This window comes from Lysinibacillus sp. PWR01 (genome assembly GCF_043359455.1).
GTDB lineage: Bacteria > Bacillota > Bacilli > Bacillales_A > Planococcaceae > Lysinibacillus > Lysinibacillus fusiformis_F.
Genome location: NZ_JBHERJ010000022.1, coordinates 1 through 26,734, shown reverse-complemented (window position 1 = coordinate 26,734; position 26,734 = coordinate 1). Strand labels below are relative to the sequence as shown.

General features: G+C 38.4%; 24 protein-coding genes. 14 read left to right on the top strand and 10 right to left on the bottom strand.

Annotated elements, in window-relative coordinates; genetic code table 11:
* Positions 1-616: 616 nt before the first annotated feature.
* Positions 617-1,288 (bottom strand): LytTR family DNA-binding domain-containing protein, encoded by a 672-nt coding sequence (locus ACEVFT_RS03200; RefSeq protein WP_393948104.1) that lies wholly within the window; start codon positions 1,286-1,288, stop codon positions 617-619.
* Positions 1,289-1,502: 214 nt separating this feature from the next.
* On the opposite strand from ACEVFT_RS03200, the gene aceA reads away from it, so the two are divergent.
* Positions 1,503-2,786 (top strand): isocitrate lyase, encoded by a 1,284-nt coding sequence (gene aceA, locus ACEVFT_RS03195; RefSeq protein ID WP_205446386.1) that lies wholly within the window; start codon positions 1,503-1,505, stop codon positions 2,784-2,786.
* 112 nt (positions 2,787-2,898) lie between these two features.
* A complete protein-coding gene (gene aceB / locus ACEVFT_RS03190) occupies positions 2,899-4,497 on the top strand; it encodes a malate synthase A (protein WP_393948102.1) in 1,599 nt (532 codons plus the stop codon).
* A 271-nt stretch (positions 4,498-4,768) separates the two neighbouring features.
* Here the strand turns inward: aceB and ACEVFT_RS03185 are convergent, their stop codons facing one another.
* Positions 4,769-5,434, bottom strand: a complete 666-nt coding sequence (locus tag ACEVFT_RS03185; protein ID WP_393948101.1) for an O-methyltransferase — start codon at positions 5,432-5,434, stop codon at positions 4,769-4,771.
* Positions 5,435-5,563: 129 nt separating this feature from the next.
* Between ACEVFT_RS03185 and ACEVFT_RS03180 the strand changes: the two genes are divergently transcribed.
* The 6 genes from ACEVFT_RS03180 (at position 5,564) to ACEVFT_RS03155 (ending at position 10,623) form a co-directional block, all read left to right on the top strand.
* Positions 5,564-6,457 (top strand): LysR family transcriptional regulator, encoded by an 894-nt coding sequence (locus tag ACEVFT_RS03180; protein WP_342442151.1) that lies wholly within the window; start codon positions 5,564-5,566, stop codon positions 6,455-6,457.
* A gap of 72 nt (positions 6,458-6,529) precedes the next feature.
* The gene (locus ACEVFT_RS03175) at positions 6,530-6,925 is read left to right on the top strand and encodes a GntR family transcriptional regulator (protein ID WP_205446390.1); all 396 of its coding nucleotides are present in this window, start codon (positions 6,530-6,532) and stop codon (positions 6,923-6,925) included.
* 4 nt (positions 6,926-6,929) lie between these two features.
* A complete protein-coding gene (locus ACEVFT_RS03170) occupies positions 6,930-8,027 on the top strand; it encodes a DUF1648 domain-containing protein (protein ID WP_393948099.1) in 1,098 nt (365 codons plus the stop codon).
* Between the two features lie 73 nt (positions 8,028-8,100).
* Complete coding sequence (locus ACEVFT_RS03165; protein ID WP_205446392.1) at positions 8,101-8,772, top strand: response regulator transcription factor; 672 nt, start codon at positions 8,101-8,103, stop codon at positions 8,770-8,772.
* Positions 8,769-10,142: a HAMP domain-containing sensor histidine kinase gene (locus ACEVFT_RS03160; RefSeq protein ID WP_393948097.1), complete on the top strand. Its 1,374-nt coding sequence runs from the start codon at positions 8,769-8,771 to the stop codon at positions 10,140-10,142. Before ACEVFT_RS03165 ends, ACEVFT_RS03160 begins: the two co-directional genes overlap by 4 nt.
* A gap of 73 nt (positions 10,143-10,215) precedes the next feature.
* A complete protein-coding gene (locus ACEVFT_RS03155; RefSeq protein WP_342442155.1) occupies positions 10,216-10,623 on the top strand; it encodes a hypothetical protein in 408 nt (135 codons plus the stop codon).
* Between the two features lie 44 nt (positions 10,624-10,667).
* Here ACEVFT_RS03155 and ACEVFT_RS03150 read toward each other — a convergent pair whose 3' ends face one another.
* Positions 10,668-12,584 (bottom strand): SEL1-like repeat protein, encoded by a 1,917-nt coding sequence (locus tag ACEVFT_RS03150; RefSeq protein ID WP_393948095.1) that lies wholly within the window; start codon positions 12,582-12,584, stop codon positions 10,668-10,670.
* A gap of 264 nt (positions 12,585-12,848) precedes the next feature.
* Between ACEVFT_RS03150 and ACEVFT_RS03145 the strand changes: the two genes are divergently transcribed.
* The 4 genes from ACEVFT_RS03145 (at position 12,849) to ACEVFT_RS03130 (ending at position 16,692) form a co-directional block, all read left to right on the top strand.
* On the top strand, positions 12,849-13,562 hold the full coding sequence (locus ACEVFT_RS03145; RefSeq protein WP_393948094.1) for a glycosyltransferase family 2 protein: 714 nt from the start codon (positions 12,849-12,851) through the stop codon (positions 13,560-13,562).
* 84 nt (positions 13,563-13,646) lie between these two features.
* The gene (locus ACEVFT_RS03140) at positions 13,647-13,907 is read left to right on the top strand and encodes a metal-sensitive transcriptional regulator (RefSeq protein ID WP_004233098.1); all 261 of its coding nucleotides are present in this window, start codon (positions 13,647-13,649) and stop codon (positions 13,905-13,907) included.
* A gap of 253 nt (positions 13,908-14,160) precedes the next feature.
* On the top strand, positions 14,161-15,297 hold the full coding sequence (locus tag ACEVFT_RS03135) for a transglutaminase domain-containing protein (RefSeq protein ID WP_393948092.1): 1,137 nt from the start codon (positions 14,161-14,163) through the stop codon (positions 15,295-15,297).
* Positions 15,298-15,396: 99 nt separating this feature from the next.
* Complete coding sequence (locus ACEVFT_RS03130) at positions 15,397-16,692, top strand: transglutaminase domain-containing protein (RefSeq protein ID WP_393948091.1); 1,296 nt, start codon at positions 15,397-15,399, stop codon at positions 16,690-16,692.
* Between the two features lie 20 nt (positions 16,693-16,712).
* Here the strand turns inward: ACEVFT_RS03130 and ACEVFT_RS03125 are convergent, their stop codons facing one another.
* From ACEVFT_RS03125 to ACEVFT_RS03095, 7 genes are all read right to left on the bottom strand, one after another.
* A complete protein-coding gene (locus ACEVFT_RS03125) occupies positions 16,713-17,660 on the bottom strand; it encodes an N-acetylglucosamine kinase (protein ID WP_393948089.1) in 948 nt (315 codons plus the stop codon).
* Complete coding sequence (argH, locus tag ACEVFT_RS03120) at positions 17,657-19,171, bottom strand: argininosuccinate lyase (RefSeq protein WP_205446399.1); 1,515 nt, start codon at positions 19,169-19,171, stop codon at positions 17,657-17,659. Before argH ends, ACEVFT_RS03125 begins: the two co-directional genes overlap by 4 nt.
* 27 nt (positions 19,172-19,198) lie before the next feature.
* Positions 19,199-20,905: an ABC transporter permease gene (locus ACEVFT_RS03115; RefSeq protein ID WP_393948087.1), complete on the bottom strand. Its 1,707-nt coding sequence runs from the start codon at positions 20,903-20,905 to the stop codon at positions 19,199-19,201.
* Between the two features lie 12 nt (positions 20,906-20,917).
* Positions 20,918-21,988, bottom strand: coding sequence for an ABC transporter ATP-binding protein (locus ACEVFT_RS03110; RefSeq protein ID WP_342533696.1), 1,071 nt, complete (start codon positions 21,986-21,988; stop codon positions 20,918-20,920).
* 83 nt (positions 21,989-22,071) lie between these two features.
* Positions 22,072-23,178: an extracellular solute-binding protein gene (locus ACEVFT_RS03105; RefSeq protein ID WP_393948085.1), complete on the bottom strand. Its 1,107-nt coding sequence runs from the start codon at positions 23,176-23,178 to the stop codon at positions 22,072-22,074.
* A 199-nt stretch (positions 23,179-23,377) separates the two neighbouring features.
* A complete protein-coding gene (locus ACEVFT_RS03100) occupies positions 23,378-24,292 on the bottom strand; it encodes an EamA family transporter (protein ID WP_393948084.1) in 915 nt (304 codons plus the stop codon).
* Positions 24,293-24,315: 23 nt separating this feature from the next.
* The gene (locus tag ACEVFT_RS03095) at positions 24,316-24,879 is read right to left on the bottom strand and encodes a GNAT family N-acetyltransferase (RefSeq protein ID WP_393948082.1); all 564 of its coding nucleotides are present in this window, start codon (positions 24,877-24,879) and stop codon (positions 24,316-24,318) included.
* 156 nt (positions 24,880-25,035) lie between these two features.
* Between ACEVFT_RS03095 and ACEVFT_RS03090 the strand changes: the two genes are divergently transcribed.
* On the top strand, positions 25,036-25,983 hold the full coding sequence (locus ACEVFT_RS03090) for a carbohydrate kinase family protein (RefSeq protein WP_342533699.1): 948 nt from the start codon (positions 25,036-25,038) through the stop codon (positions 25,981-25,983).
* 20 nt (positions 25,984-26,003) lie between these two features.
* Positions 26,004-26,435: a protein-tyrosine phosphatase family protein gene (locus tag ACEVFT_RS03085; RefSeq protein ID WP_342533700.1), complete on the top strand. Its 432-nt coding sequence runs from the start codon at positions 26,004-26,006 to the stop codon at positions 26,433-26,435.
* The last annotated feature ends 299 nt before the right edge of the window (positions 26,436-26,734 follow it).

Sequence of the window (26,734 nt, the reverse complement as noted above, 5' to 3'; positions counted from 1 at the left end):
TGAAAGACCAGAGAACTTGTTCTCTGGTCTTTCTTAGTGTTGAAAAACAAAACAGTCAATTGAAAGGTAGAAATGGATTTCCGTTGCAGGCTACTTGCTTTCCTGTGGGCGAGCGCCGAATCGCTTCCTCCGCTACCGCTCCGTGCAGGGGCTCGCCTGTCTCGCTATCCCACGGGAGTCAAGTAGCCTTCCACTTCAACCCACTGACTTTTTAGCAAAGGTTTTCAAATAAAGTGAAGGTGCTCACTACTCTTTATGAAGAGGTGTTGTCACGCATCACTTCTCCACATTGAAAATAAGAGCCTATCCTCTCTCTAAGAATACAAATAATAGGCTATTTAATTGCTAAGCTACTTTGAAAATTTGCAGCATGGTTGATTGGAGTGGAGCCAGCGTCACTCCTAGGGGATTTAGCGGCTCCTCGGACGCCCCCTGGAAAGGACGCTGACGGAACGGAAATCAACCCCTCACCTTGCCAAGTTGCTTTTTCTGCCGTTGACATTATCTTTTTTCAACAACATGAAAGACCAGAGAACTTGTTCTCTGGTCTTTTTGCTGTATTCAAATTGAAGAAAGTTTAAAATAGGCTGTCTCTCAAAAAAGACAGCCTATATGCTTAAAACTCAAGAGCATGTCGAAGATCATTTATATAAGATTGACTCACTGGTAACTCGCTTCCATCAATTAATGTAACAATAAAATTTGACGTTAAATCACGGGCCATTTTTTTGATGAAATGTATATTTACTATATAAGATCTATGGATACGAATAAAACATGACGGTAATCTTAATTGAAGTTCTTTAAGCGTAATGCTCGTTTTAAACTGCTCACCATCTACATAAAACCATGTCTTTTTCTGTAGGCTTTCTATATGAGAAATTTTATTGATTGCCACAGGACTCCATTCCTCCTCTTGCTTTCCAGTTAAAAATTGAAACGGTTCTGCTTTTTTTGTTGTAAAAGATGACGGTAAGACAATGACTAGTGCAGCAGGCTTATTTTGAATGTATATGGGGTAACCAATGCCGTAATATGGCGTTTCGAATAGGGAATTATCTAATACGGCATCTGTTTTTTTGTGAGTCTGTAACACTTGGTAAGCAATACTCCCAGGTAATACTTGTTGACCTACCTCTAATTGAATACTTGTATGACCAGAGTGAAAAAAAATATAAGAATTTTCAACAGCAATAGCAATGGATGAATCAGCAGGAATCCAGTCTTTCAACATAAAAATATATTGTTGTGAAATATCTTTTACGAAAGAATTTAACTCATTGTTCATTGTGAATATCCCCCTTGTTTGTAAACAGTCTTCCAAATTTCATCGTCAAAAAAGGTAGTTTTATCCTTAAAATTTGATCTTTTATCGAAAAATAATGAAAATTCAAACAGTCTGTTATATATTAATTTACAACAAATAAACCTGTTATGGAACAGATAATTAAAAGTTTTTTAACAGAGTATATTGTACACAAAGGGGAAGGTGGAATTTCAATATGTCAACTCGTCAAGAAAGAATCGAAGCTTTAGAAAAACAATGGGCTGAAAACCCACGCTGGGCTGGTATTGAACGCACATATTCAGCTGAAGAGGTTGTTAAATTACAGGGTACTGTAGTAATTGAACAAACATTAGCACAAAAAGGTGCTACTCGACTTTGGAATTCATTACATGAGGAACCGTTTATTAATGCATTGGGGGCATTAACGGGGAATCAGGCAGTACAACAAGTAAAAGCTGGATTAAAGGCTATCTATCTATCAGGCTGGCAAGTAGCTGCAGATGCAAACCTGTCTGGACAAATGTATCCTGACCAATCATTATATCCTGCTAACTCTGTACCAGCAGTAGTAAAACGAATTAATCAAGCACTTCAACGTGCAGATCAAATTGATCATGCTGAAGGACGTGTCGATCAATTTGATTGGTTCGCACCAATCGTAGCAGATGCAGAAGCAGGTTTTGGTGGACCTCTGAACGTATTTGAGCTTGTAAAGGGTATGATTGAAGCTGGAGCAGCTGGTGTTCACTTAGAAGATCAATTAGCTTCCGAAAAGAAATGTGGACATCTTGGAGGTAAAGTATTACTTCCAACGCAAAATGCTGTTCGTAACTTAGTTGCTGCGCGTTTAGCAACAGATGTTATGGGTGTAGATACAATTCTAATCGCGCGTACAGATGCTGATGCTGCTGATATGGTTACTTCAGATATTGATCCACGTGATGCAGAGTTCATCACTGGTGAACGTACACCTGAAGGCTTCTTCCGTACAAAACCAGGTATCAAACAAGCAATTGCTCGCGGTTTAGCTTACGCACCATATGCAGATTTAATTTGGTGTGAAACTTCTAAACCATCACTTGAGGAAGCACGTGAATTTGCTGAAGCTATTCATGCAGAATTCCCAGGTAAAATGCTTGCATACAACTGCTCACCTTCATTCAACTGGAAAGCAAATCTTTCAGAAGAAGAAATTGCAGAGTATCAACGTGAACTTGGTAAGTTAGGTTATAAATTCCAATTTGTTACTTTAGCAGGTTTCCATGCACTTAACCACTCTATGTTTGAGCTTGCTCATGACTATAAAGATAATGGTATGGCTGCATATTCTAAGCTACAGCAAGCAGAGTTTGCTTCTGAGTCTAAAGGTTATACAGCTACACGTCACCAACGCGAAGTAGGTACTGGATACTTTGATGAAATCTCTCAAGTTATTTCAGGTGGTACTTCTTCTACAACAGCGATGGCAGGTTCTACTGAAACAGAACAGTTTGTATAAGTCGCCGTTTAAATACGTGTTTTCCTAAATTCATAATCATAGAATAGTCTCCTCCGCCCCTCCTAAAGCGGAGGATGACGAAACTAAAATGGCAAAGGTGGGTAAACAACTAATGGAACAAGCAACGACAGGTAAGCTTAAAATTGTTGGAGAACAAAACGAGCAAACTAATGAAATTTTAACACCTGAAGCTCTTGAGTTTGTTCTTGCCCTGCACGAAAAATTTGATGCTCGCCGTAAGGAGCTGTTGGAGGCTCGACAAGAACGCCAAAAACGCCTTGATGCGGGAGAGAAACTGGACTTCCTACCAGAGACAAAGCATATTCGTGAAGGTGATTGGGTAATTGCACCACTTCCAAATGACTTGCAAGATCGCCGTGTTGAAATTACAGGGCCAGTTGATCGGAAGATGGTTATTAATGCTTTAAATTCTGGAGCAAAAATGTTCATGGCATGCTTTGAAGATGCATCTTCTCCGACATGGGAAAATATGATTGGTGGTCAAATTAATATGCGTGATGCTATTAATAAGACGATTGAATTTACACAAGCATCCAATGGTAAAACGTATAAATTAAATGATGAAACAGCAGTGCTGTTAGTTCGTCCACGAGGTCTACACTTGCTTGAGAAGCATGTACTAGTCGATGGAGAGCCGATTTCAGGCAGTTTCTTTGACTTCGGTTTATATTTATTCCACAATGCCAAAAACGCGCTTGCACAAGGTACAGGACCATATTTCTATCTACCTAAGCTTGAAAGCCATTTAGAGGCTCGACTATGGAATGATGTCTTTGTGTTTGCCCAAGATTATATTGGTATTCCACAGGGGACAATAAAAGCTACTGTATTAATCGAAACGATTTTAGCCGCGTTTGAGATGGATGAAATTTTATATGAGCTACGTGAACATTCAGCTGGTTTGAATTGTGGTCGCTGGGATTATATTTTCAGCTACATTAAACGTCTACGCAATCAAGCTGAAGTTATTTTGCCAGACCGTGGGCAAGTAACGATGACAGTACCTTTCATGAAAGCCTATACATCTTTATGTATTCAAACATGTCACAAGCGGAATGCACCAGCAATGGGCGGAATGGCAGCACAAATTCCTGTTAAAAATGATGATGAGGCGAATGCGGTAGCATTTGCAAAGGTTGCAGAAGATAAACGTCGTGAGGCAACAGATGGACATGACGGTACTTGGGTAGCACATCCTGGTATGGTTGCAACAGCGATGGAGCAATTTGATGCTATTATGACAACGCCTAACCAAATTCATAAAAAACGTGAAGATGTACACGTATCTGCCGAAGATTTAGTAGCGGTACCAGAAGGAACAATTACAATTGAAGGTCTTCGTATTAACTGTAGTGTTGGTGTACAATATATTGCTTCATGGCTTCGAGGTAACGGAGCTGCACCAATCAATAACTTGATGGAGGATGCTGCAACAGCAGAGATCTCTCGTACACAAGTATGGCAATGGATCCGTCATCCGAAAGGTATCTTAGATGATGGACGTGGTATTACATTAGCGTTTGTTTTAGAAATATTGGAAGAAGAACTTGTGAAAATTAAAGAGGCTGTTGGGGAACAAGCCTATAACAGTGGTCGCTATGAAGAAGCTGCTGAACTGTTTAAATCCTTAATTGAACAAGATGAATTTGCGGAATTCTTGACACTTCCAGGGTATGAAAAATTAGCGTAAAATACAAGTCTACTATCCAACATATCAAACTTTCCTAATAACTATGGATTGCACTCGGGTACAATCCAGCCTATTCCACTAACATAACGTGACGGGGTCTGTTCCCCCGTTTAAAGAGATGAGCACGCTTGAATTAAAAGGGGTCTATTAATAAAAGTTAAGAGATTTTAAGGGGTGAAAGATGTCTTGCTAGCTTAGATGGGGAGCAGTAAGGCATCTTTTTATAATACATCCGCGTAACGGTTACTTAAGTTACGCGGATTTTTCTATTCTAGTTTACTCTGGCTAGCACAAAACCGTCATACCCTTTCACACCAACTGTTTGTATGGCTGTTGCTTCGATTCTAGGGCATTCTTTTAGTAAATCCATAAATTTCTGTACGCCTCTAACACGTTCATCCTCACTGTTTTCATCAGTTACCGCACCATTGCGCACTACATTATCTGCGATGATGATAGCGCCAGGGTGAGCTAATTTTAACGCCCACTGCAAGTAAGCAGGGTTATAGGGTTTATCGGCATCAATAAAGATAAAATCGAATAATAGTTCAGCTTTTTTTAAGTTTGGTAATGTATCTAGGGCATTTCCTACAATGACCTCAACCTGTTGTTCATAGCCTGCATTCTCTATATTTTGCTTAGCGACTGAAGCATACTCTTCATTAATTTCTAAAGTCACTATTTTACCTTCTGGAGGAAGAGCTTGGGCTAAGCAAATACTGCTATAGCCACCAAGTGTGCCAATTTCTAAAATATTTGCTGCGCCTTTCATTTTAGCAAGTAAATATAATAGTTTGCCTTGAGTAGGGGATACGTCAATCTCTGGAATACCTGCAGCTTTATTAGCCTGTAGTACAGCATTAAGGTGTTCGTTTTCTGGTAGGAGCTTATTCATAAAATAATCATCTACATGTTGCCAAACATTTAACTCTGTCATTATACAGTCCTCATTTCACTATGTTTTAAAGTGCAAGCTTGCCAATAAAGTGTATGATAGAATGAATCATAATAAAAATATATTATTATTATTTATACATAACTATAGATTATGAATTGAGGTTATATCATGAATAGTCATGGATTAAAATTGTTTTATCAAGTTGCTGTTACAGGCAGTTTTACAAAAGCTGCAGAAATTCTATGCATAAGCCAGCCTGCCGTTTCAAGTCAAATCAAACGTTTTGAACATGAAATTGGCGTCCAGCTATTTCAGCAACAGGGACGTGGTGTAGTACTTACTGAATTCGGTGTGACACTAGCAGAAAAAGCGCAAAATCTGATCGCACTTGAACAACACATTGAAACATTTATAGAAGATTACCGACTTGCAAGAGCAGGGAATTTACACATTGTGGCTACTTATTTACCTGCCAATTTTTTAATTCCTAAATGGGCAGCTACTTTCAAGGCTGCAAATGAACAGGCGAATTTAATGATTACAACGACCAATACAAAGGATGCCTTTGAACAGTTAATAAACTATAAAGCGGATATGGCCATTTATGGTGGAGGAATGTCTGAAAGACCTAAAGAAATAGAGTGGGAGGAATTATATGAGGATGAATTATGGTTTGTAGTGTCACCAAATAATCGTTATGCACATCAATCTATTACATTAGTTGAAATGTTTCAGGAACCTTTTATTATGAGAGAAGTAGGGAGTTCGATGAGAGAGCATCTTTTTTCATTATGTCAAACATACCAAGTGAAACCACCAAAAATCGCCCTGCAATTTAATGGCATCAATGAAACAATTCGCTCTGTTATGGCAGGCTATGGTGCAAATTTTATTTCTTCTCTTGCAGTTAGAGAGTACGTAGAGAGTGGGCATTTGGCAAGGGTTTATGTGAAGGATATACATGCTGTCAAACATAAAATTGCGATTTGTACAAGGAATAATGAGAAGCAGAATTTACTTGTACAAAAATTTATTGAAACCATTAAAAATTCCCCCATTTAAAAATTTGTATCTCATGCAAGATGGAAGGAAATTTGTTATATTAGTTATATAACAAATATGGAGCTGATAAACATGTTTATTCAAATAGAACTTCAATCAGATGTACCTATTTATGAGCAAGTGACACGTCAAATTATTGAAGGAATTGCAAGAGGAGAAATGAAACCAGGCGATACTTTACCATCTGTGCGGAGTTTAGCTGCTGATTTAGGTGTCAATATGCATACGGTTAATAAGAGCTACCATGAATTAGAGGCGAAAGGGATTATTACCATTCGACCAAAATCTGGAGCTATTATAAGTTCAACAGAGGAGAGAGCTTTAACACCTGAGCAATTACGACAAATCGAAAAGAATTTGAAACCTGTTGTGGCAGAAGGAATGGTGCTCGGCGCAACAGCTGAACAAATTGAGCACATGATGAAAAAAGTATTCGCTGATTTGCAAATTCCAGCAGAGGGAGTGTAGCAAAATGCTACTTGGTGTTTTTACTACCATTTACATCATGACATTAGCTTTGCAAATAGTGGTTCCTTATATTGTACGAGAGACAATAGTTTTTGGAGTCACTGTGCCTGATCAAAAGATTAAGCATCCCATCTTGGCTCAGTTGAAAAAACAGTATGTTCAATTCGTAGGGGGTACAGGAATAGTATTTCTAATCATCATGATTATTAGTTACAATCAATTAGCTCCTTCTGAATCCATTCAAAGTATTGTTTTATTAAGTTGTTTGTTTAGTATGCTGACAGTGAGTATGGCGGTGTATTGGATAAATCATCTGAAGGTATCAACGTTGAAAAAACAAGAGCAGTGGGGCGTAAATATTAAACAAGTACGGGCAGTGGATTTAACTGCACGAAGCCGTGATGAAATGCTTCCTTGGTCTTTTTTTGCTGTACCGTTAGGAATATCAGTGTTTTTGATCATTTACACAATACTTCATTACGATCAAATGCCAAATGATATAGCCGTACATTGGGGGCCGAGTGGAGAAGCGGATGCCTGGAGAAACAAGACTTATTTTACGGCTATTTCACTGCCGTTGGTAATGCTAATGATGCAATGTATGATGTGGGGAATTACCGACTCCATTAAACGTTCTGCAATTAAATTAGCTGTAAATCGCAAAGAGGAATCGCTGGAGGATCAGCTAAAAACGCGAAAATACATGAGTTGGCAAATATTACTGATAAGTTATGCATTAACGGCTTTATTAACAATTTTACAATTAAGCAACATCTATCCTTCTATGACGGTAGGCTATAAGCTATTACCAGTATTTATTTTATTTTTAGTTGTTTTGCTTGGTTCATTACTTATATATGTTGTGAAAAAGCATAAACACAAAGTACGCTATGAAGCAAATATAGATTCACAGGTAATGGACGTGGATGAGGATCGTTATTGGAAGGGTGGTTTAATTTATATGAATCGACAAGACCCTTCCGTTTTTGTGGAGAAACGCTTTGGGGTAGGATGGACCATGAACCTTGCCAATCCTAGAGGTTATATTGTCATTGGTTTACCTTTTCTCTTATTGCTGTTGATTTCTATATTTTCGTTATAAAATAATAGTAATTTGTGAGGAAAAAATTCGTTCCGTGTGATCGGATTTTTTCTTATTAACTGGAGGTGGGCAGATGAAGATCCTTGTTGTGGATGACGATGTTCATATTTTACAGCTAGTAAATATTTATCTGACAAGGGAAGGCTATCAAGTGTTACTTGCAGAAAATGCACAGCAGGCACTAGCCTTACTTGAAGGAAATCTGCCAGATTTAGCTGTTGTCGATGTCATGATGCCAGGAATGGATGGCTTTACATTAACAGAGTCTTTAACCCAAGATTATGACATTCCGGTTTTATTATTAACAGCAAAAGGCGAGCTAGAGGATAAAGAGCGTGGCTTTTTAGCAGGATCTGACGATTATGTTGTTAAGCCCTTCGAACCAAAGGAATTATTATTTCGTATAGCAGCCATTTTGAGGAGATTAGATAAGAAAAATCAAGTAACCATGCAAGTAGGACAATTAATAATTGACCGTAGAAGCTTTGAGGTTGTAATAGGGGAAGATACGCTTGTATTACCTTTAAAAGAATTTGAATTACTGGCTTTGTTAGCGTCACGCCCCCATCAAGTGTTTACGCGTAGCTATATTATGGAGCAAGTATGGGGCTATGACTATGACGGAGATGAGCAAACGTTAAATACACATGTGAAGCGGATTCGCGAAAGATTAAATCGATATGACACAGCTGTTGAAATTACAACAGTACGAGGTGTTGGCTATAAGCTAGAGGAAACAACATGAAAACGTTATATAGTAAATTTGTTATAACAACAATGCTAGTAATGATCGGTAGCTTATGTATTGGCTTTTTGGCAACGAATACCTATTATCATCAAGTCGTAAAAGAAAAAAATGATACGAAAAACGTAAACATAGCACAGGATATTGTGCATTATATTGAGACAGACAAACCAGAAGATTTAAATAGCTATCTGACAACATTGGGCGAAATCGGCTATCAAATTTATGTGACAACAGGTGAAGAGGGGCATTTTTTTGGCGGTCAATATCGTGATCAAACATTGTCAGCATCTGTAGTTGAGCATGTTTTAAATGGAGAAACCTATCATGGTATGCGGGATTTCCCTAAAGAAACCTTTGTAACAGGCTTCTTTGCTAACGAATTGATTAATACAATTGGTGTGCCATTTACCTATGAAAACAAGCCCTATGCATTATTCATAAGACCTGATATTCGTTTATTGTTTTCTGAGGTGCATACGATACTTGCTGGATTAATGTTGGTTATGACAGTACTGAGCTTACTTGCCATGCTACTATTTGCTAAAGCATTAATTCGACCCATTACAAAGCTAACGGCAGCAACTCAACAGCTTGCACATGAAAAATTTGATACGGTTTTAGACATTGATCGTGCAGATGAAATTGGTCAATTAGCGGCAAGCTTTAATAGGATGACCGAGAGATTACAGGAAAATGATCGTACACGGAAGGAATTTATTAGTAATGTATCACATGATTTTCAGTCGCCTTTATTAAATATTCAAGGGTATGTCGATTTACTTAAAAATCCTTCGCTTACGGAGCAGGAAAGACAGGAATACGCAGCAATAATTGAACTAGAAACAAAACGCCTATCTACATTAACCAAGCAATTATTATTATTAACTTCCCTTGATCAATCGACAAGAATCGCAAAACGTGAGCCGTACCGGTTAGATGAACAACTAAAGGAAACAGTGCGAAAATATCGTTGGCAAATGGAAGAGTCACAGCTTCAAATATCATACAAGCTAGAGCAAATTATTTATGATGGCGATGCAGGGCTTTTACAAAATGTGTGGGATAATTTACTGACAAATGCCATTAAATATAATGTAGAGGGTGGGCAAATACATCTGTATTTACAGAAAAAGTCCACCTCACTTGAAATCCTAGTTGAGGACAGCGGGATAGGAATGACTGAGGATCAATTAGCAAAAGTATATGACCGTTTTTATCGCGCCGATGCTTCTAGAACCAAGCAAGGGACGGGACTAGGCTTAGCGATTGTCAAACAAATTATTGAGCTACATGGAGGGACTATACAGATGGAAAGTACGATGCATGCTGGTACAAAGGTTTATATCCATCTACCAATTTTGTCATAAGGAGTTCATGTAAAGTTCATGTTCACACGATAAACTGCTACTTAGTTGAAACACACATAGGGAGAGTTATCGTATGGAACAAAAGTGGAGCATACGCCTTATTCGATTAGCGGCCATCTTTGCTTTAATCGGCACATATTTAGGTTCACATATGTCGGGATCAGGTAGTTATGAATATAGACCGATACATGCACATATTTTACTTGTCGGGTGGCTTAGTATGTTTGCCTGGGGTATTTTTTATAGAGCCTTCAAAGTGAAATCACAAAAATTAGTAACTATTCACGGTTGGACAGCCATTATCGGTGTTTTGGGTTTAACGTTAGGCATGTGGTTTTACAATATCAATCCATTTAATTTTGGTAGTACTTTTACATTAGTCTTCTTTATTGTAGGAGGAACTACGCTATTAATTAGCTTCGCTTTATTTATTGTTGTAACATTCATGATTCATCAACAAAAGGATAATATCATCCATTAATAAAACCTACCGTGTCATTCGTGATACGGTAGGTTTTAAAATGTTTATTTAATATCTTCAAGTGACTTTTTCAGCCATCTTGTAGCCTCTTGATAGTCTTGTGCAACACCATGCCCTTTTTTGTAGAGCATACCAAGCTGGAATTGAGCTTTTTGATGCCCTTGATTAGCAGCGAGTCGATAAAGCTGGGCAGCCTTTGCAAAGTCCTTTGGTACGCCCTGTCCATGAATGTGCATTTGAGCTAATTGGTATTGTGCCTTCACATGTCCTTGTGATGCAGCCTGTTCAATCCATTTAGCTGCCTCTGTGTAATCCTGCTCTACACCTTTACCTTTATCAAATAAATTACCAAGTTGATACTGCGCACCTGCATGGCCTTGAATGGCAGCTAGTCGATAACACCTACGTGCCTCCTCAAGATTCAAGGTAACCCCTAATCCCTGTTCATATAGTAGGCCTAATTGATATTCAGCTTGAATATGTGATTGATCTGTTGCTGCTCGCCACCATTTCACCGCCTCCCTATAATTTATAGGAACGCCTGTGCCTGATGTCAGTAATAGGCCAAGCTCATACTGTGCATCTGCATAGCCTTTTTCAGCCGCAGCCATAAAATAAGACATTGCTTTGGCTGGTTCTTGAAGCTGATATACATATAGACGTCCTAGCTCGAAGCCAGCGCTGATATGGCCATTGTCAGCGGCTAGCAGTAGCCACTTTTCTGCTGACACAAGATCCTGTTCTTTTTCATACAGTAGGCCAAGACAGTACTGAGCATTTAAATGTCCTTTATGTGCCGCTAGCTTGAACCATTTTAAAGCTTCTATATGATCTTTCGTCATTCCTTGCCCAGTGTTGTAGAGCATTGCCAGTTGAAACTCTGCGTTCACATGGTCCTGTAAAGCAGCCATATGAAACCATTTTGCTGCTTCTTCTAGGTTTTGGGGAATACCACGCCCTTTAAGGTGCATATAGCCGAGATTATATTGAGCACTCGCATCTCCTGCTAAGGCAGCCATTTCGAAATAAGTGATGGCCTCTTCATAGCTTTGTTCTACACCTGTGCCATTGTGATAAAGGAAGCCAAGATTGTTTTGCGCGCTTGTATTACCTTGATTGGCTGCTAAGGTATACCACTTGGCTGCTTCGTGAAAGTTTTGAGACATGCCTAACCCTTGATTATAGAGTACCCCTAAATTGTATTGAGCGTCAGCATTCCCTAAATCAGCCGCTATTTGGTAATGACGCGCAGCCTCCATATAATCCTGTGTAACACCTTGACCTAGATGAAAAAGTACCCCGAGGCTATAGTGAGCATTTGCGTCATTCTGTGCGGCAGCTCGTTCATACCATATTTTTGCAAGCCTATAGTCTCTTTCCACCCCTCGTCCATGATTGTAAAGAGCCCCTAAATTATATTGAGCACTTGCATCTCCGTTATGTGCCGCTACTTCAAACCATTTGGCTGCATGTGTGTAAGCCTCTGGCGATTGATCATGCTGGAGTATGTTTTGATCAAATATTGAAGGAAGCTCTGCAGCGTGAGAGGAAAGGCGTGCTGATCTGAAACTACGATCATAGCGCTTCATAAACCATTCAACAATATCGCTAAGATAATCCAAAACAATTTTAGCTGCTTTGGCTTCCACAATGTCATTACTAGTATGGCTTGTCATTTTATGAATTAAATTCATCAATAAATAAATCCGACGAGGATGAATTTGCGCTACAAAACTTCGATTATTTAATAGCATTCGAACATTTTTGATTTTAGGTTCGGTATGCATTTCCAATCGATAAATCTCATATAAAATTTCCTCTAATACAAGAAGTGACTTTTGTAAAGATTCTGCTGGGGTTGAAATGGCGAGCAAACTAGCATCCTGTAAATTTTTAGCTAACTTTGTGAAGGACAGCTGCCTTAATTTTTGGCATTGTTCTTCAAGATTTTCGTAATGCATGAGGATAGTACTCACCTCTTTCATTAATTACCTCGGCGTTATTGCAGCTGAACCTTCGCCTTTGCACAGATAAACATTCCGTCCTACGAGCCTTTTTGCAAAGCGCCTCTTTATCTCTTTGTTCATATATCGGAGAAAAATCGATATTATTGATATGTTTTAATGGGATTCATCAGTTGAATTGTTGCTGTGACATGATACTATTTGATATAAGGGAGATTCGTAGCTACGGAGAACCTGTCAGCCTTTAGGTGGGGGATCGAAATGAAAAATATTGCAGCCATTATACCAGCATATAATCCACAACAATCACTCATTACCTATGTACATCAATTATTAGCAACGACCATTACACAAATCATCATTGTCAATGATGGGAGTGATCAAAAATATAAGGATATTTTTGAAAATCTAAATAAAATTGAACGCTGCCAAGTACTACAGCATGACTGCAATATTGGTAAGGGTGGCGCACTTAAGACCGCCTTTGCATATATACGACAACAACAAGCAAGGTGCCATGGTATCCTTACAGTTGGAGCACATGGGCAACATACTTTACAAGATGTTAAGCTTGTCTTAACGATGACAAAGGTGTTTTCAGAAGGGATAGTGCTAGGTGTACGTAACTTTCGTTCAGTTGATAGTACATTTCTTTCTTATTGGGGAAATCGTGCAACAAGCTTATTTTTTGAGTTATTGTATCACAAGAAATTAATGGATACACAAACAGGTTTGCGCTATATTTCGATAAATGAGTTGCCTTGGCTAATGAAGGTAAAAGGTGAACGCTATGATTATGATACAAATATGTTAATTGCTGCACTTAAAAGAAAGTGTCCAATTTTCGAGGTAGAAATTGGGCAATTACGTATAAAGAAGAATTCAATAATCCAGTACGATGAAATAACAAACGCTGGTACCATTATTACGAGAATGCTCATGAATTATTTAAAGCCAAGGAATAGTAATGGCTAGGTTTAAATTTAAAATAATGAGCTAGGATAAAGAATAACCATTACTCATGAGAGCGTAGCGAGTATAAGAGAAGGAGCAATGTTTATGGAATATTCAGATCAAGTAAAAAATCGTGTAAAACGGATGGAAGGACAGCTACGTGGCATTTTGAAAATGATGGAGGAGGAAAAGGACTGTAAGGCAGTCATTACACAATTATCAGCAGTACGCTCTGCTGTAGACCGTACAGTTGGTGTTATTGTCAGTACAAATCTATTGGAATGTGTACAAAATGCTGAAGGGGATGGCGAAAAAATGAATGAGGCCATTCAGGAAGCAGTTAATTTAGTTGTGAAAAGTAGATAATTTCCTCACCTCCAGAACAATTACATTATCTGAATCAAAATAAAACTCACTGTGAATTGGGTGGGTTTTATTTTTTTGCAAAAAAATAGTTATATTCGATAATTATATTTTGTTTTTAGGTATTTTATAACATGTGAACATTAATATATTTTTAGATGAAAGTCTTAGTTAGTGAACTTGTATGATAGCTTAGTAGGTACTTTCTTTGCTATGCTAAATAGTAAAGAAAGATTCAAAGGGAAGGTGATTAGCGATGAAAAAATGGTTGTTATGTGGTGCGACTTTATTGATGTTAAGCCCAACTGCTGCCTATGCAAAACAAACAGAAATTACTTCCCCCATTTATCCATTGGTAGCTAACTCAACAGTAGTAACTTGGGATCAATTGACAAAAGAGCTTGCTAAGCAAATGCAAAATTTTGAGACGGAAATAAAATTTATGTATACAGGCCCTATGGGTGATTTCAAAAAAGAGATGATGGATGCGTTTGAAAAGGCTAAACAACAAGCTGTTTATGCAAGTGGACATATAGAAAGTATGACGGTTTCCGCAGATTCTCTAGGAAATGTAACGTATAAAGTGAAGTACCTGACTAATCAAAGACAAGAAGAAGCTGTCCAAAAAAAGATTAATCAAATACTGAAAAATATTATCAAACCTTCTATGACAGAGTTCCAAAAAGTAAAGGCTATTAACGATTATATTGTATCGAACACTATGTATGGGACAAAAACAAAGACAAGCCCACACAGTGCCTATGCTTTATTTTTTGAAGGACAAGCTGTATGTCAAGGTTATGCATTAGCTGCACATACCTTGTTAGAGCAATCTGGGATAGAAACAAAATATGTTGTAGGCTTTGTGAATGGGAATGAGGCACATGCTTGGAATTTAGTAAAGGTTGATGGGAAATGGTATCATTTGGATACGACATGGAACGATCCTTTACCAAATCGCGTTGGTGCTGCGTCCTATGACTATTTTTTAGTGTCTGACACTCAAATTAGCAAAGATCACACTTGGATTAAAGCAAATTATCCTACTGCCACAAGCACTAAATATAGCTATATGCTTAATGTTCATTTCGCGTATCAGTTAAATAATATTGTTTATTTTAGTAATACTGTAGATAACGATAAACTGTATAAGCTTGATATGACTAGTGGTAACAAGTCAAAGGTATTAGATAAACGTGCATTGTATATTACTGGGACTAATCAAAACCTGTACTATAGTGATTACAGTAACAGTGGATATTTGACAAAGCTAGATTTAAAAACATTAAAAGCTGAGGTGCTAGTGAAGCAGCCAGTAACAAATTTAAAGATTAGTGATAATTATTTACTGTATAATATCAATACAAAAGAACATAAACTTAAAATTAATTAAATCAACAAACAAATATTAACAAGCACAATTGGACCCTTAAGTGAGTTCTTTGTGCTTTTTTTGTATATAATGTAAAGAAGACGGTTGGAGGTGAGGAGTTTGTGGAAGAAATTAGCTATAATTGCCATTATTATTATTTTTATTGATCCCATTTATACGGCTGGTAAGGCGGTTGTTCAGCAGGTGGTCGATTGGACAAATAATGATGAAATAGAAACTATGCTTCTTTCAACAAAGGAGAAAATCGTAGATGTTACTGCAAGACTTTCAGATAATGCCTCAATTGAAACAGCCCTACCGATAGAAGATGTACATGAAGCGGAGGTAGCCCCTACAGCTCCACCAATTCAGAAACCTGAAACAAAGTTAGTCGTGACAAATGCCAAGGAAATGGCTGATGCGATGTATGCGTATTATAATAGCTTTTCACCGAAGTTTGAAATTCAATATAAAGGGAATACACAGCGAATTGAACAAATTGTAGAAGAGGCCTATAACAATGCTATTAAACGAGATGACTATGTTTACGGCCATGTAAGTAAACATTCAATTCGATATGAATATGGACGAAATAAAGCAACTATTTTTGGAGAGCAGAGCTATTTAATGACGCCAGAGCAGGCTGCTTATGTAGAGATGAATGTTCAAGAAATCATCGCCAAAATTAGTAAAAAATCTATGACGAATGTAGAAAAGGTAAAGGCTGTCAATGACTTTATTGTTGCCAATACTTCTTATACGGATCAAACGAATTCTAGTCCACATAGTGCTTATACCGTTCTTGCCGAGCATGGGGGAGTATGTCAGGGCTATGCTTTACTTGCTCACTCTATGCTTCAAAAACTGGGTATAGAAACAAAATATATCGTGGGCTATGTAGGTCAAGAGGGACATGCGTGGAATCTTGTGAAGCTGGATGGACAGTGGTATCATCTCGATACGACATGGAATGATCCAGTACCAGATCGTAAAGGCGCAATACGTTACCAATACTTTTTAGTAGATGATCGTACAATGGCGAAGGATCACACGTGGATTGCTGAAGACTACCCGAAGGCAACAAGCACAATGTATAGTTATTACCATGATATTGACTTCCCAGCACAGGCTGGAGACCAATTGTTTTTTAGTAATATCTCAGATGACAATAAGTTATATGTACTTGATATGAAAACTGGTAAGACAAAGCGTGTCACAAATTCTCGTGCACAATATATCGTTTATTCGGATGGCTGGCTCTACTTTAGTAATTATTCGCGAGGGGCGTATTTAACAAAGATTCGTCCAGATGGCAGTGGAGAAGAGGTACTAAATAGGGAGGATACGAAGGATTTATTTATAAAGGATGGCTATCTCTATTTTATGACTAATGAATTGAAGAGAATGGCACTCTAAAACAAGAAAAGGGCGATGACTTATAAACAGTCATATGCCCTTTTTGTACGTTCAATCAGATAAGTAATAGGCTGGTGCTGACAAAGTGTAATGTTCACTTGAGGATACATGGAGGTAATTTGCTCTGTGAAAATTTTTAAAATGAGCGGATTATGCTTCATGGCACCACCATTACAATAAAAAGAGAATGGTTCATTCTGATAGTTAATTTTTTTCAATACAGCCCTTGCTAGAAGGACTAGTTCGTGGGCAGCTTGTTGAGATATTTCGATGGCGCAAGGATCTTCTTGCTCGACTGCCTTTGCCACAAAGGAGCCCATCTTGGCCAGTTGTGCATTTGTATAGGAAGGGTGGAATAACCATTCAGCAAGCTCTGTAACATCCTGTATACCTAAAGACTGATAGACAGCTTCCTTTAAGATCGTTTGCCTACCACGACCATCCTCCATTTTAAATATAGCTCTTACTACTTCTTGCCCTAACCAATACCCACTTCCTTCATCGCCAGCTCGATGTCCCCAGCCCCCAGCACGTACAATTCGTTGTCCATTATAGGCATAGGCAATAGCTCCTGTTCCAGCAATGAGTAGTGCACCTGCCTGTCCAGCAGTCACACCTAGTAGTGTGGCCTCTGCATCATTTTCAATAATCAGTGTATCGATTTGTAGCTCTGTGGTCTGAATAGCGTTTTGAACAATGGCCACTACTGCTGCATGATCCTTAGGAGAATCAATGCCAGCTAATGCAAAGGTAGCTACAGCAATTTGAGAATGAGGGTGCTTTAGCAAAAAAGTTTCAACATTTGCTAAAAGCTCTTGTAAGATTGCTGTAGCTGATTCAACACCAATGGCTTGATAATTAGAGCCCTTAGTGGATGTAGAATATTCAACGTTACCAGATTCAGCATGAACAACTGCACATGCTGTTTTTGTCGCCCCACCATCAATAATCAATAACCATTGTTTCATTGATTCCATTCCTCTAGAAAGGCTGTTAGTTCTTTTTCGGCTTCAATAATAGAGCTTTCCTTTAAGCGAATCCATTCATAAAAATCATGGGCATTCAATCTGGAGCGCTCAAGAGCATCCTTCATAGTAGCTGGAGCGGGACCACCCAGTAATGTTCGCACACCAACAAAAGATTCTGGTTTTAACGTCTTATAGAAATCCTCTTCCGAAATAGTTAATTCGTTGCCCGTAATCAATTTCGATTGTGTGTTTGCAAGACCCCATGTAAGGCTAGCCAATGATTCCTCTCCATGAGCAAGTAGAACTTTAATACATTTACTAACAATACTATGCGCTTGACGGAACGAAATCCCCTCCGAACGCACTAATGTATCAGCGAGCTCAGTGACATTCGCAAAGCTATTCTCCGCGCGATTTTTTAATTTCTTTTTATTAACATCCATTGTGACAACAAGCGAACCAAACAACTCGTAAATGCCAATTAATCGGTCAATGGCACGCCATAAATAAGGTTGCATATCATCCTCCGTGTCTACGATATCTCCAAACGGTGTATTATGTACCATCTGTAATACAGTGCTTGCATCTCCTACAACCGCAGATAGTAATGAGCGTGTATGTTCTATAGAAACAGGATTACGTTTTTGAGGCATAATAGAGCTTATTTGCACATATGGACTTGCGAGTGTAAACGCATTAAACTCCTGAGTAGCCCATAATAAAAAGTCTTGAGAAGTACGACCGAGATTGAGAGCAGCAAGCTGTACAATACTTGCAGCTTCGGCTATATAATCTGCTCCTGCAACAGCATCCCATGCATTTTCGATAATATCATCGAAGGCAAGTAAATCACGCATACGTTCTCTACTAATATTAAAGCCTGTTGTTGTTAAGGCAGCAGCCCCCATACTACTGCGATTGACCGTTTTATAAACATGCTGCATTCGTTCAAAATCCCGCTCTAGCTGGTCGATGACGGCCTTTAAATAATGAGCGAAGGTTGTAGGCTGGGCCTGCTGTGTATGTGTGTAGCCAATCATAATGGTATCAATATGTTCCTCAGCAGCAGCGATTAAATCATCCCGTAATGTTAGTAACTCGCGCATTAATAATAATAATTTTTTTCTTAATGTCATTCGATAGATGGCGATTCCCATATCATTTCGGCTTCTGCCAATGTGAAGATTTCCAGCAACATCACCAGCAAGCTCTATTAATTTATTTTCAATGCGGAAAAATAAATCCTCATATTGGGGACTGTAATCCTCTAAACGATAATAATTTAAGTCTATTTTTTTCAGAGCTATCCCAATTTGTTTTGCTTCATCTTTTTTTACAAGTCCTTGTTCTTCTAACATTTTTAAATGAGCAATATTGATTTGTAGCATGATTGTTAAAAAATTTTTCTTCGCCTCATCATAAGCTGGCTGTAAAACGATTTTTCGATAGATGTTAGAAGGGAATATCATCCCATCTTCCTGCTGTGTTTTGTTGCGAAAATCTTCAAACATTGTCATGGCCCCCTAATAGATTGGCAGTTAGATGGCTGTACCAGCACTGCCTTTTGATAGTTTTTCAGAAATAATAAGGACAACTAAAATTAAACAAATTTGTAAGACACCATAAGCACAGGCGGTCCCAAATTTAAATGCATATAATTTTTGGAATATCGCTACAGACAATGGAATAGTGGATGTACTGTAAATTAGAATGGATGCAACAAATTCACCAAAGCTTTGCACGAGGGCTAAGAGTGTCCCTGCTAAAATCCCGGTGAATGTTAAAGGCACGACAATACGTCTAAATGTATACCACCAGTTGGCCCCTAAGCCACGTGATGCCTCTTCAATCGATTGATCTAGCTGTACAAGAGAGGCGGATGTTGATCGAAAAACAAGTGGTAAATGTCGAATAAAGTAGGCTAATGGCAAAATCCAAAATGTACCGATCAATACTTGATTAAAACTAAAGATGCTTTCTGTACTAAAGGCAGCAATTAAATTAACAGCTACAACTGTTCCTGGCAAAGCCCAAGGTACCATTATCAAAATATCGAGCAAGGTTTTCCCTTTAAAATTTAAGCGCACCATAGCATAAGCGGCCGCGACACCAAAGATGATATTGCCCAGTGTTGCAATGACACCCATTTGAATGGAGTTCCAAATGGGTCGCCATGTGCGCTCATCGGTAAAAAGGGCAATATAATGATCGATTGTATAGTCGGTCGGGAGAATTTGGGTTTTCCAAGCTCCATCCACAGAAAAGGATATCAATATCAGCACTAAAATAGGCAATATCAATATTAATGTGCCAACAAAAGAGGCAATTGTTGCTATAATTTTCACCTTTTTTGAGGATACCTCTGAACGGTGAACACTAATTCCCTTACTGAGATTTTGATAATTTCGGCGATTTTGATACCAACGCATGATGATTAAAAAAGTGATAGACACAAAGGATAATATCATCGACTGTGTTGCAGCCATCTCAAGATTCCCATTTGTACGTGATAAATAAATTTGCATTGTCATAGTGCGCTCCACACCAAACATTAAAGGTGCAGTATAAGAAGCCATAGAAATCATAAACACCAATAAGGATGAGGCAACAATAGAAGGTGTGAGCATTGGTAAAATAACCTTTGTCCATACGCGAATACGTCCTGCACCCAGACTAGTAGCAGCCTCTTCAAGAGCTGGATCAAGCCCCTTAATAGCAGCAGAGGCTGTTAAATAGAAGTACGTATACATTGTGAATGTATGGACGACGATGACTCCCCATATTCCCTTCAAGGCAAAAGGCACATGATCTAACCCAAATAGATGCTGCAAAATTCGTGGGAAAATCCCGCTATCCCCATATAAAAATGAAAAGGAAAGCACACCCACTAAAGGAGGAAGTGCCATTGGAACCAAAACTAAAACGGACAATATCCGTCTCCCAGGGAAATTATAGCGTTCTAGTAAAAAGGCCATCGTTACCCCAACAATAGCACAGCAAATAACACTGACAAATGAAATATAAATACTGGTCCACAAAGCCTCTAAATTTGCTGGACTAGCTATATCAAAAAATTTCTTATAGTGAAAGAATGCTTCATCCCCTGCAAAGCTTTGGATGAAAGTTTGATAGAAGGGGTAAATCACATAGGCGAACAACACTAAAAATAATGGCGATATTAAAACATAGACAAACCAATTGGCTTGAAATATTCGCGTCCACACACTTTCAGACTGTTTCCCCATATTGGCTTCCTCCTATTCCCCTAAAAAGTACAGTGAATCTTGTGCCATATGGATGGTAATATCTTCACCGATCTTTTTGATTTGGTCATAAGAATTAATAAGCATTACTTTAAGTGAGAACGCCGTAAAATCTACAATGTAATTAACGCTAATACCTGTAAATTCAACGAATGTAATTTTTCCTGTTAATGTGTTATCACCAGTACCAAGTTGAATCGATTCTGGACGAATAGAAATAAATACTTTGTCTCCAATCATATGCGTTAAAGAGGGAGAGCTTTGTTGTTTTCGCCCAGTTAAAATATGTCCATTTACTGTTCGTACTTGTACATCATCATTCTCAATAGCCTGGATAGAACCTTCAATTAAATTAGTTTCACCAATAAAATTAGCCACAAAACGATCTTCGGGCTGATGATAAATTTCTTGAGGGGTACCAATTTGCTTGATATAGCCATCTTCCATAACCATGATTCGATCCGACATGGACATGGCCTCCATTTGATCATGTGTAACGTAAATGGTTGTGACTCCCAGCTCAGATTGGATTCGTTTGATTTCAATACGTGTTTCCTCACGTAATTTTGCATCTAGATTGGATAGAGGTTCATCTAGCAATAAAATATCTGGCTCTATCACGAGTGCTCTAGCTAAAGCAACACGCTGCTGCTGCCCACCAGATAGCTCATTTATTTTTCTGTTGCCGTAAGCTGCAAGATGTACTTGTCCTCTAATTCGATCAACCTTGTGTTGAATCTCAGCCTTTGAAAATTTTCGAACTTGTAAACCAAATGCAATATTCTCATCAACCGTCATATGGGGAAAAAGGGCATAATTTTGAAATACCATGCCGATATTGCGTTTATTGGGCTGAAGTCGAGTGACATCTCGATCATCAAAAAGAATTTTGCCTTTAGTAGGGTAATAAAAGCCTGCGAGCATCCTTAAAGTGGTTGTTTTGCCACAGCCGCTAGGGCCGAGAAAAGTAAAAAATTCACCTGCTTTTATTTCAAGATTTAAATCTTTCACACCATATACTTGACCAAAATACTTCGAGACATTTTCGATTCTGACACTTTTCAATCATAAACTCCTCTCTAACAAAGAATCTAGATGATGCAGGAAGGTAAAAATTCGCTGCATAAGCCGAATTTTTACCCATTCTACTATTTACTGCGCCCTTTAATATTGTTATCCCAGTATTCCATCCATTCAGCTTCTTTGTCAGACATTAGCTGCCAATCAATATCGAATGTTTTTAAATCTAATTCCTGGTACCATTCTGGCATGGAGGCTTTGTCGATATCAGAACGTGTAGGAATTTGATAATAATCATTAGCTAATTGTGTTACCATCTCTTTTTCAAATAAAAACTCGACAAATAGTTTCGCATTTTCCAGGTTTTTCGCATTGTTTACAACTGCTACACCATCTACTAAAATAGGTGCTCCGCTTTTTGGATAAATATAATCAAAAGGATAATCTGTCGTATATTTTTTTAATAAAATATCTTGCAGATTCCATAAGGAGACACTGCCTTCTTGACGTGTTAGCTTTAAATACAAAGCATTAGGGTCTTGCGTGTACTCCTTTGTATTGGCATCTAATTGTAATAACCATTCATAGCCTTTATCAGGTGAATCGGCACCTTGTCGTACAATCATTGAGGAATAAATTGTGCGCATTGTACCTGACGCAAGTACACCTCTGATTAAAATTTGATCCTTCCATTTAGGATCTAATAAGTCATCCCAGTCCTGTGGACCAGTTTCTTTTGTTAGTAAATCACTATTAATCATAATGACTTCTGGTAACAACATTTCGCCGAACCATCGTCCATCTACATCTTTGTGCGTGGCATCAATAGCGTCAATAAAGCTCGGCTGCCAAGCATGTAGTAAGTCTTCATTTGCACCAACAATGAGAGCGGATTGTGTTCCACCCCACCAAAAATCTGCTTGAGGATTTGCCTTTTCACCACGTAGACGTTCTAAAATTTGTTGAGCACCCATCGTTAAAAATTCTACTTCAATGTCTGGATATTTTTCATTAAACTGATCGATCACATTTTGCACCATTTCTTCATCACGTCCAGTGTAAATCACAAGCTTGCCTGAAGGTGACGTTGCTGCTACTTCTGTTTTGTCGCCATCAGAAGCTTTGTCGTTATTTGCTGCATCATTTGTAGAATCTTGCTGATTATTGCCGTTACAAGCAGCTAAAACGAAAAGCATTAGCATAAGGAAAAAACCAAGAATACGTTTTTTTTTCATCAACTTCCCCTTTCTTAAAGTAAGTTACTTGCATAATGCAGTATAATACCGAAGGGGAACATTAATGTTAGAATTATTAAAAAATTACATTTGCATTCATCATAGCGAAGTGCATGCTAGTAAGCAACGGCATTTCAATAAAGTTCAAAAAAACTCCTTAAAAAGGAATTATTCCATTTTTAAGGAGTTTTTTGTCAGTTTATGAATGTGCTTCTAAGAAGCTATCTTTTTGTTGACGTTGTGCAACAATGGTTGGCAGCATCATGCCAGCAATAACGAGAACAATCCCAATAATTTGTACAGTAGTTAGAGGTTCATGCAAAACAATAACGGAAACAGTAACCGCCACTGGTAATTCGATGGCACTTAAAATAGAAGCAAGCGCACCACCGATTTTTGGAATAGCAATCGAAAATAAATAAATCGGCAATATAATACCGAAAAGACCAAGCGCTAGTCCGTATTTCCAGAGGCCTTGCATGAATAATTTGCCGTTCCAAATAACCTCAGGGCTAAGGAAAATACTAATCATAATAAGGGCCACAAAGGAAACGATTAATACCCTTGTTGTGGTAGTAACACCCTCGACAGGTCGGGAATTAAATTGAATGAAACATGCAAAAGTAACCGCCGCTGCAAAACCGAATAGCCATCCTTGCATAGGGATGTCACTTAAATCTACATTTAATACACCAGCAGCTAAAATGGTTCCTATAAATAAGATGACGATTGAAATCACTTCAGGTCTACTTGGTAATCTTTTATGAAGAGCACAATCAATCAGCAGACCAATCCATGTAAATTGGAATAGCATGACTACTGCAAGAGAAGCAGGAAGATACTTTAAAGATTCTCCATATACAATCCCTGTTGCCCCCGTAAAAATCCCAGTACATATTAAAATAAGTAAGCCCTTTTTGGACGGACTTGGTAATGTTCTGTCTGTAAAAATAAAGATAGCTATTACGAGTATAAAGCCAATAATATACTGGCTTGAAACAGCCTCTGCTGATGTAAAGCCATGCTGCATAGCTACTTTGATAATAGTCGACAAAATCCCGTAACTACTAGAAGCAATGACAATCAAAAGAGGGTAAATAAAATTGTTTTTCATCTATTCGTATTTCACTTCACTTCCTAAAACTGTTTAACCATATGGTGAAAAGGTTCATCAATTATTGACCATGGCTCCGTAATAACAAAGCCTAAGCGTTCATAAAGACGGCGAGCATCTTCTTTTTCGGTTTCAACATTTAATGATAATTTTGTATAGCCACGCTGCTTTGTCAGCTCTTCGGCAAATTGTAATAGCAATGTTCCGATTCCTTTACCACGTGCATCTGGTGCGACACAAACTGTATCAATGTAACCCTCATCTTCATGGGCTTCTCGGTCAATAACAATGGATGGTGCATTTTTTGCTTCAAGCCATTTAACAAGGTTTGCGTCCATGTGAACGGCTTGTGCGCCGTGATAATAAACGAGAATCCCCAAAATTTGTTCATTTTCAGTAGCGACAAAAGTATTTAAATAAGAATGTCGATTGTCCTCACGTTGAAAAAGAACAGTCAGTTCTTGCATAACAGCCTCCGCTGATTGCTCGCCGGTTAAGCGATTAGCAATATCGCCAATTGCATCGATAATTAAAGGCACAACGGCATGGGCATCTTGTGGTTGCGCTTGTCGAATTGTAATACTCATTTTGATAATCCCTACCTTTCTATAGGCAAGTATAACAAAGATAGGGGATGACTCAAGTTATCCATCCTCTTATGAAGAAATGCCAAAAGTAAAAACCTTTATAGAATGACAATTTTCGTGTTAATCTATAATGACTAGACTTTCAGGAGGACTATCATGACAAAGCAAGAGAAGGATTTTATATTAGTCTATGGAGATGCTTTTATTGACTATATTGCTGATGATGTAACAAACACATCATTTACTAAATATATGGGTGGCGCAACGGTCAATGTTGCAGCAGGTATTAGCCGAATTGGTGCGCCTTCAGCTTTAATTACAATTACGGGGGATGACGAGGGCTCGCAATTTGTGCGAGATGGGCTTGCCCAAGAGGGTGTGAAACTGGATTATGCCGTATTTAATCCAGCAAAACGAGTAAGTGGTGTATATGTGCATCTAACAGAAGCATGTGAACGGATTTTTAAGGATTATGTTGATGAAACACCAGATTTACAAGTTGAACCCTCACAGCTAAATGAAGCAGCCTTTAAACATGCCTCTGCTTTAACAGTGTGTTCAGGCACGATGTTCCATCCAACAGCTCTTGCTACAACACGAGCAGCAGTAGAAATGGCTAAGGACAAGGGTGCAATTATTGCAATGGATGCAAATATTCGTCCATTACGTTGGAGCAGTGAAGAAATTTGTCGAGATACGATTACATCATTTTTTGAAGATGTCGATATTTTAAAGGTGACGGATGATGAGTTATTCTTCCTGACAGAGACAAGTAGCTTAGAAGAAGGGATCGAACAATTAAATAGCTATTTGGTGCCTATTATTTTAATTACCGTAGGAGAGAATGGTACTTATGCAGTTCTTAATGGTGAGGTTCTCCATGTACCGACTGAGAAAGTAGTGCCTGTGGATACTACAGGTGCGGGAGATGCATTTATGGCAGGTGTCCTGCGTGATGTCCATTACAATGGTTTACCTACAACTAAAGAAGAACTTGTGCGTTGTACAAGCTTTGGCAATAAATTAGGGGCTTTTGCCGCAACGAAAGCAGGCGCTTTAACAGCCCTACCATATTATGAGGATATTAAGCATTTACTAAAATAAACATGCGAGGCGTGAAGAATATGGAGAAAAACTACGATGTTTTAGTAAAGGATCAATTGTTCTTTGGGGGTGCAAAAGATGCAGAGGTTGCATTTGCACAAGAATCAGTTGATGTTGTGATAGATGTTCGTGTTCAAGGGCTATCCTCTCAAGAGCAGGAGAAAGTTCCTTATTCTTATAAACATATGCCTATAGCAGATGAAGATAGTGAAGTAGCATCATCCATCCAACAAGTAGCGAAGGAAGTTGCTTTAGCCTATGAGACAGGGCAGAAAGTATATGTTCACTGTGGAAGTGGTGGCGGTCGTGCAGGTGTTGCAGCTACCGCTGTACTAATGGAGTTGGGAATGGCCGATTCTTTAGAGGAAGCAGAGGCAGCAGTTAAAACAGCTCGTCCACAAGTAACCATTCGCCCAAAAATGGAAGATGCTCTGCAAAAACTTTATAAATAATAGAGAAGATGTACTAATTAAGGTACATCTCATATTTTTGAAAAACAAAACCATCAATAGAATTTTTGTGAAAGGTGAAAATGGTTTCCGTTGCAGGCTACTTGCTTTCCTGTGGGCGAGCGCCGAATCGCTTCCTCCGCTATCGCTCCGTGCAGGGCTTCGCCTATCTCGCTATCCCACGGGAGTCAAGTAGCCTTCCACTCCAACCTACTAAAGTGTTATCTTTTTAGCAAAGGTTTTCAGCTAAAGTGAAGATGTTCACTATTCTTTATGAAGAGGTGTTGTCACGCATCACTTCT

Excerpts from the sequence above, each read along its gene's own strand:
- ACEVFT_RS03200 (WP_393948104.1), bottom strand. The coding sequence starts at position 1,288 with ATGAACAATGAGTTAAATTCTTTCGTAAAAGATATTTCACAACAATAT.
- aceA (WP_205446386.1), top strand. The coding sequence starts at position 1,503 with ATGTCAACTCGTCAAGAAAGAATCGAAGCTTTAGAAAAACAATGGGCT.
- aceB (WP_393948102.1), top strand. The coding sequence starts at position 2,899 with ATGGAACAAGCAACGACAGGTAAGCTTAAAATTGTTGGAGAACAAAAC.
- ACEVFT_RS03185 (WP_393948101.1), bottom strand. The coding sequence starts at position 5,434 with ATGACAGAGTTAAATGTTTGGCAACATGTAGATGATTATTTTATGAAT.
- ACEVFT_RS03180 (WP_342442151.1), top strand. The coding sequence starts at position 5,564 with ATGAATAGTCATGGATTAAAATTGTTTTATCAAGTTGCTGTTACAGGC.
- ACEVFT_RS03175 (WP_205446390.1), top strand. The coding sequence starts at position 6,530 with ATGTTTATTCAAATAGAACTTCAATCAGATGTACCTATTTATGAGCAA.
- ACEVFT_RS03170 (WP_393948099.1), top strand. The coding sequence starts at position 6,930 with ATGCTACTTGGTGTTTTTACTACCATTTACATCATGACATTAGCTTTG.
- ACEVFT_RS03165 (WP_205446392.1), top strand. The coding sequence starts at position 8,101 with ATGAAGATCCTTGTTGTGGATGACGATGTTCATATTTTACAGCTAGTA.
- ACEVFT_RS03160 (WP_393948097.1), top strand. The coding sequence starts at position 8,769 with ATGAAAACGTTATATAGTAAATTTGTTATAACAACAATGCTAGTAATG.
- ACEVFT_RS03155 (WP_342442155.1), top strand. The coding sequence starts at position 10,216 with ATGGAACAAAAGTGGAGCATACGCCTTATTCGATTAGCGGCCATCTTT.
- ACEVFT_RS03150 (WP_393948095.1), bottom strand. The coding sequence starts at position 12,584 with ATGCATTACGAAAATCTTGAAGAACAATGCCAAAAATTAAGGCAGCTG.
- ACEVFT_RS03145 (WP_393948094.1), top strand. The coding sequence starts at position 12,849 with ATGAAAAATATTGCAGCCATTATACCAGCATATAATCCACAACAATCA.
- ACEVFT_RS03140 (WP_004233098.1), top strand. The coding sequence starts at position 13,647 with ATGGAATATTCAGATCAAGTAAAAAATCGTGTAAAACGGATGGAAGGA.
- ACEVFT_RS03135 (WP_393948092.1), top strand. The coding sequence starts at position 14,161 with ATGAAAAAATGGTTGTTATGTGGTGCGACTTTATTGATGTTAAGCCCA.
- ACEVFT_RS03125 (WP_393948089.1), bottom strand. The coding sequence starts at position 17,660 with ATGAAACAATGGTTATTGATTATTGATGGTGGGGCGACAAAAACAGCA.
- argH (WP_205446399.1), bottom strand. The coding sequence starts at position 19,171 with ATGTTTGAAGATTTTCGCAACAAAACACAGCAGGAAGATGGGATGATA.
- ACEVFT_RS03115 (WP_393948087.1), bottom strand. The coding sequence starts at position 20,905 with ATGGGGAAACAGTCTGAAAGTGTGTGGACGCGAATATTTCAAGCCAAT.
- ACEVFT_RS03105 (WP_393948085.1), bottom strand. The coding sequence starts at position 23,178 with ATGAAAAAAAAACGTATTCTTGGTTTTTTCCTTATGCTAATGCTTTTC.
- ACEVFT_RS03100 (WP_393948084.1), bottom strand. The coding sequence starts at position 24,292 with ATGAAAAACAATTTTATTTACCCTCTTTTGATTGTCATTGCTTCTAGT.
- ACEVFT_RS03095 (WP_393948082.1), bottom strand. The coding sequence starts at position 24,879 with ATGAGTATTACAATTCGACAAGCGCAACCACAAGATGCCCATGCCGTT.
- ACEVFT_RS03090 (WP_342533699.1), top strand. The coding sequence starts at position 25,036 with ATGACAAAGCAAGAGAAGGATTTTATATTAGTCTATGGAGATGCTTTT.
- ACEVFT_RS03085 (WP_342533700.1), top strand. The coding sequence starts at position 26,004 with ATGGAGAAAAACTACGATGTTTTAGTAAAGGATCAATTGTTCTTTGGG.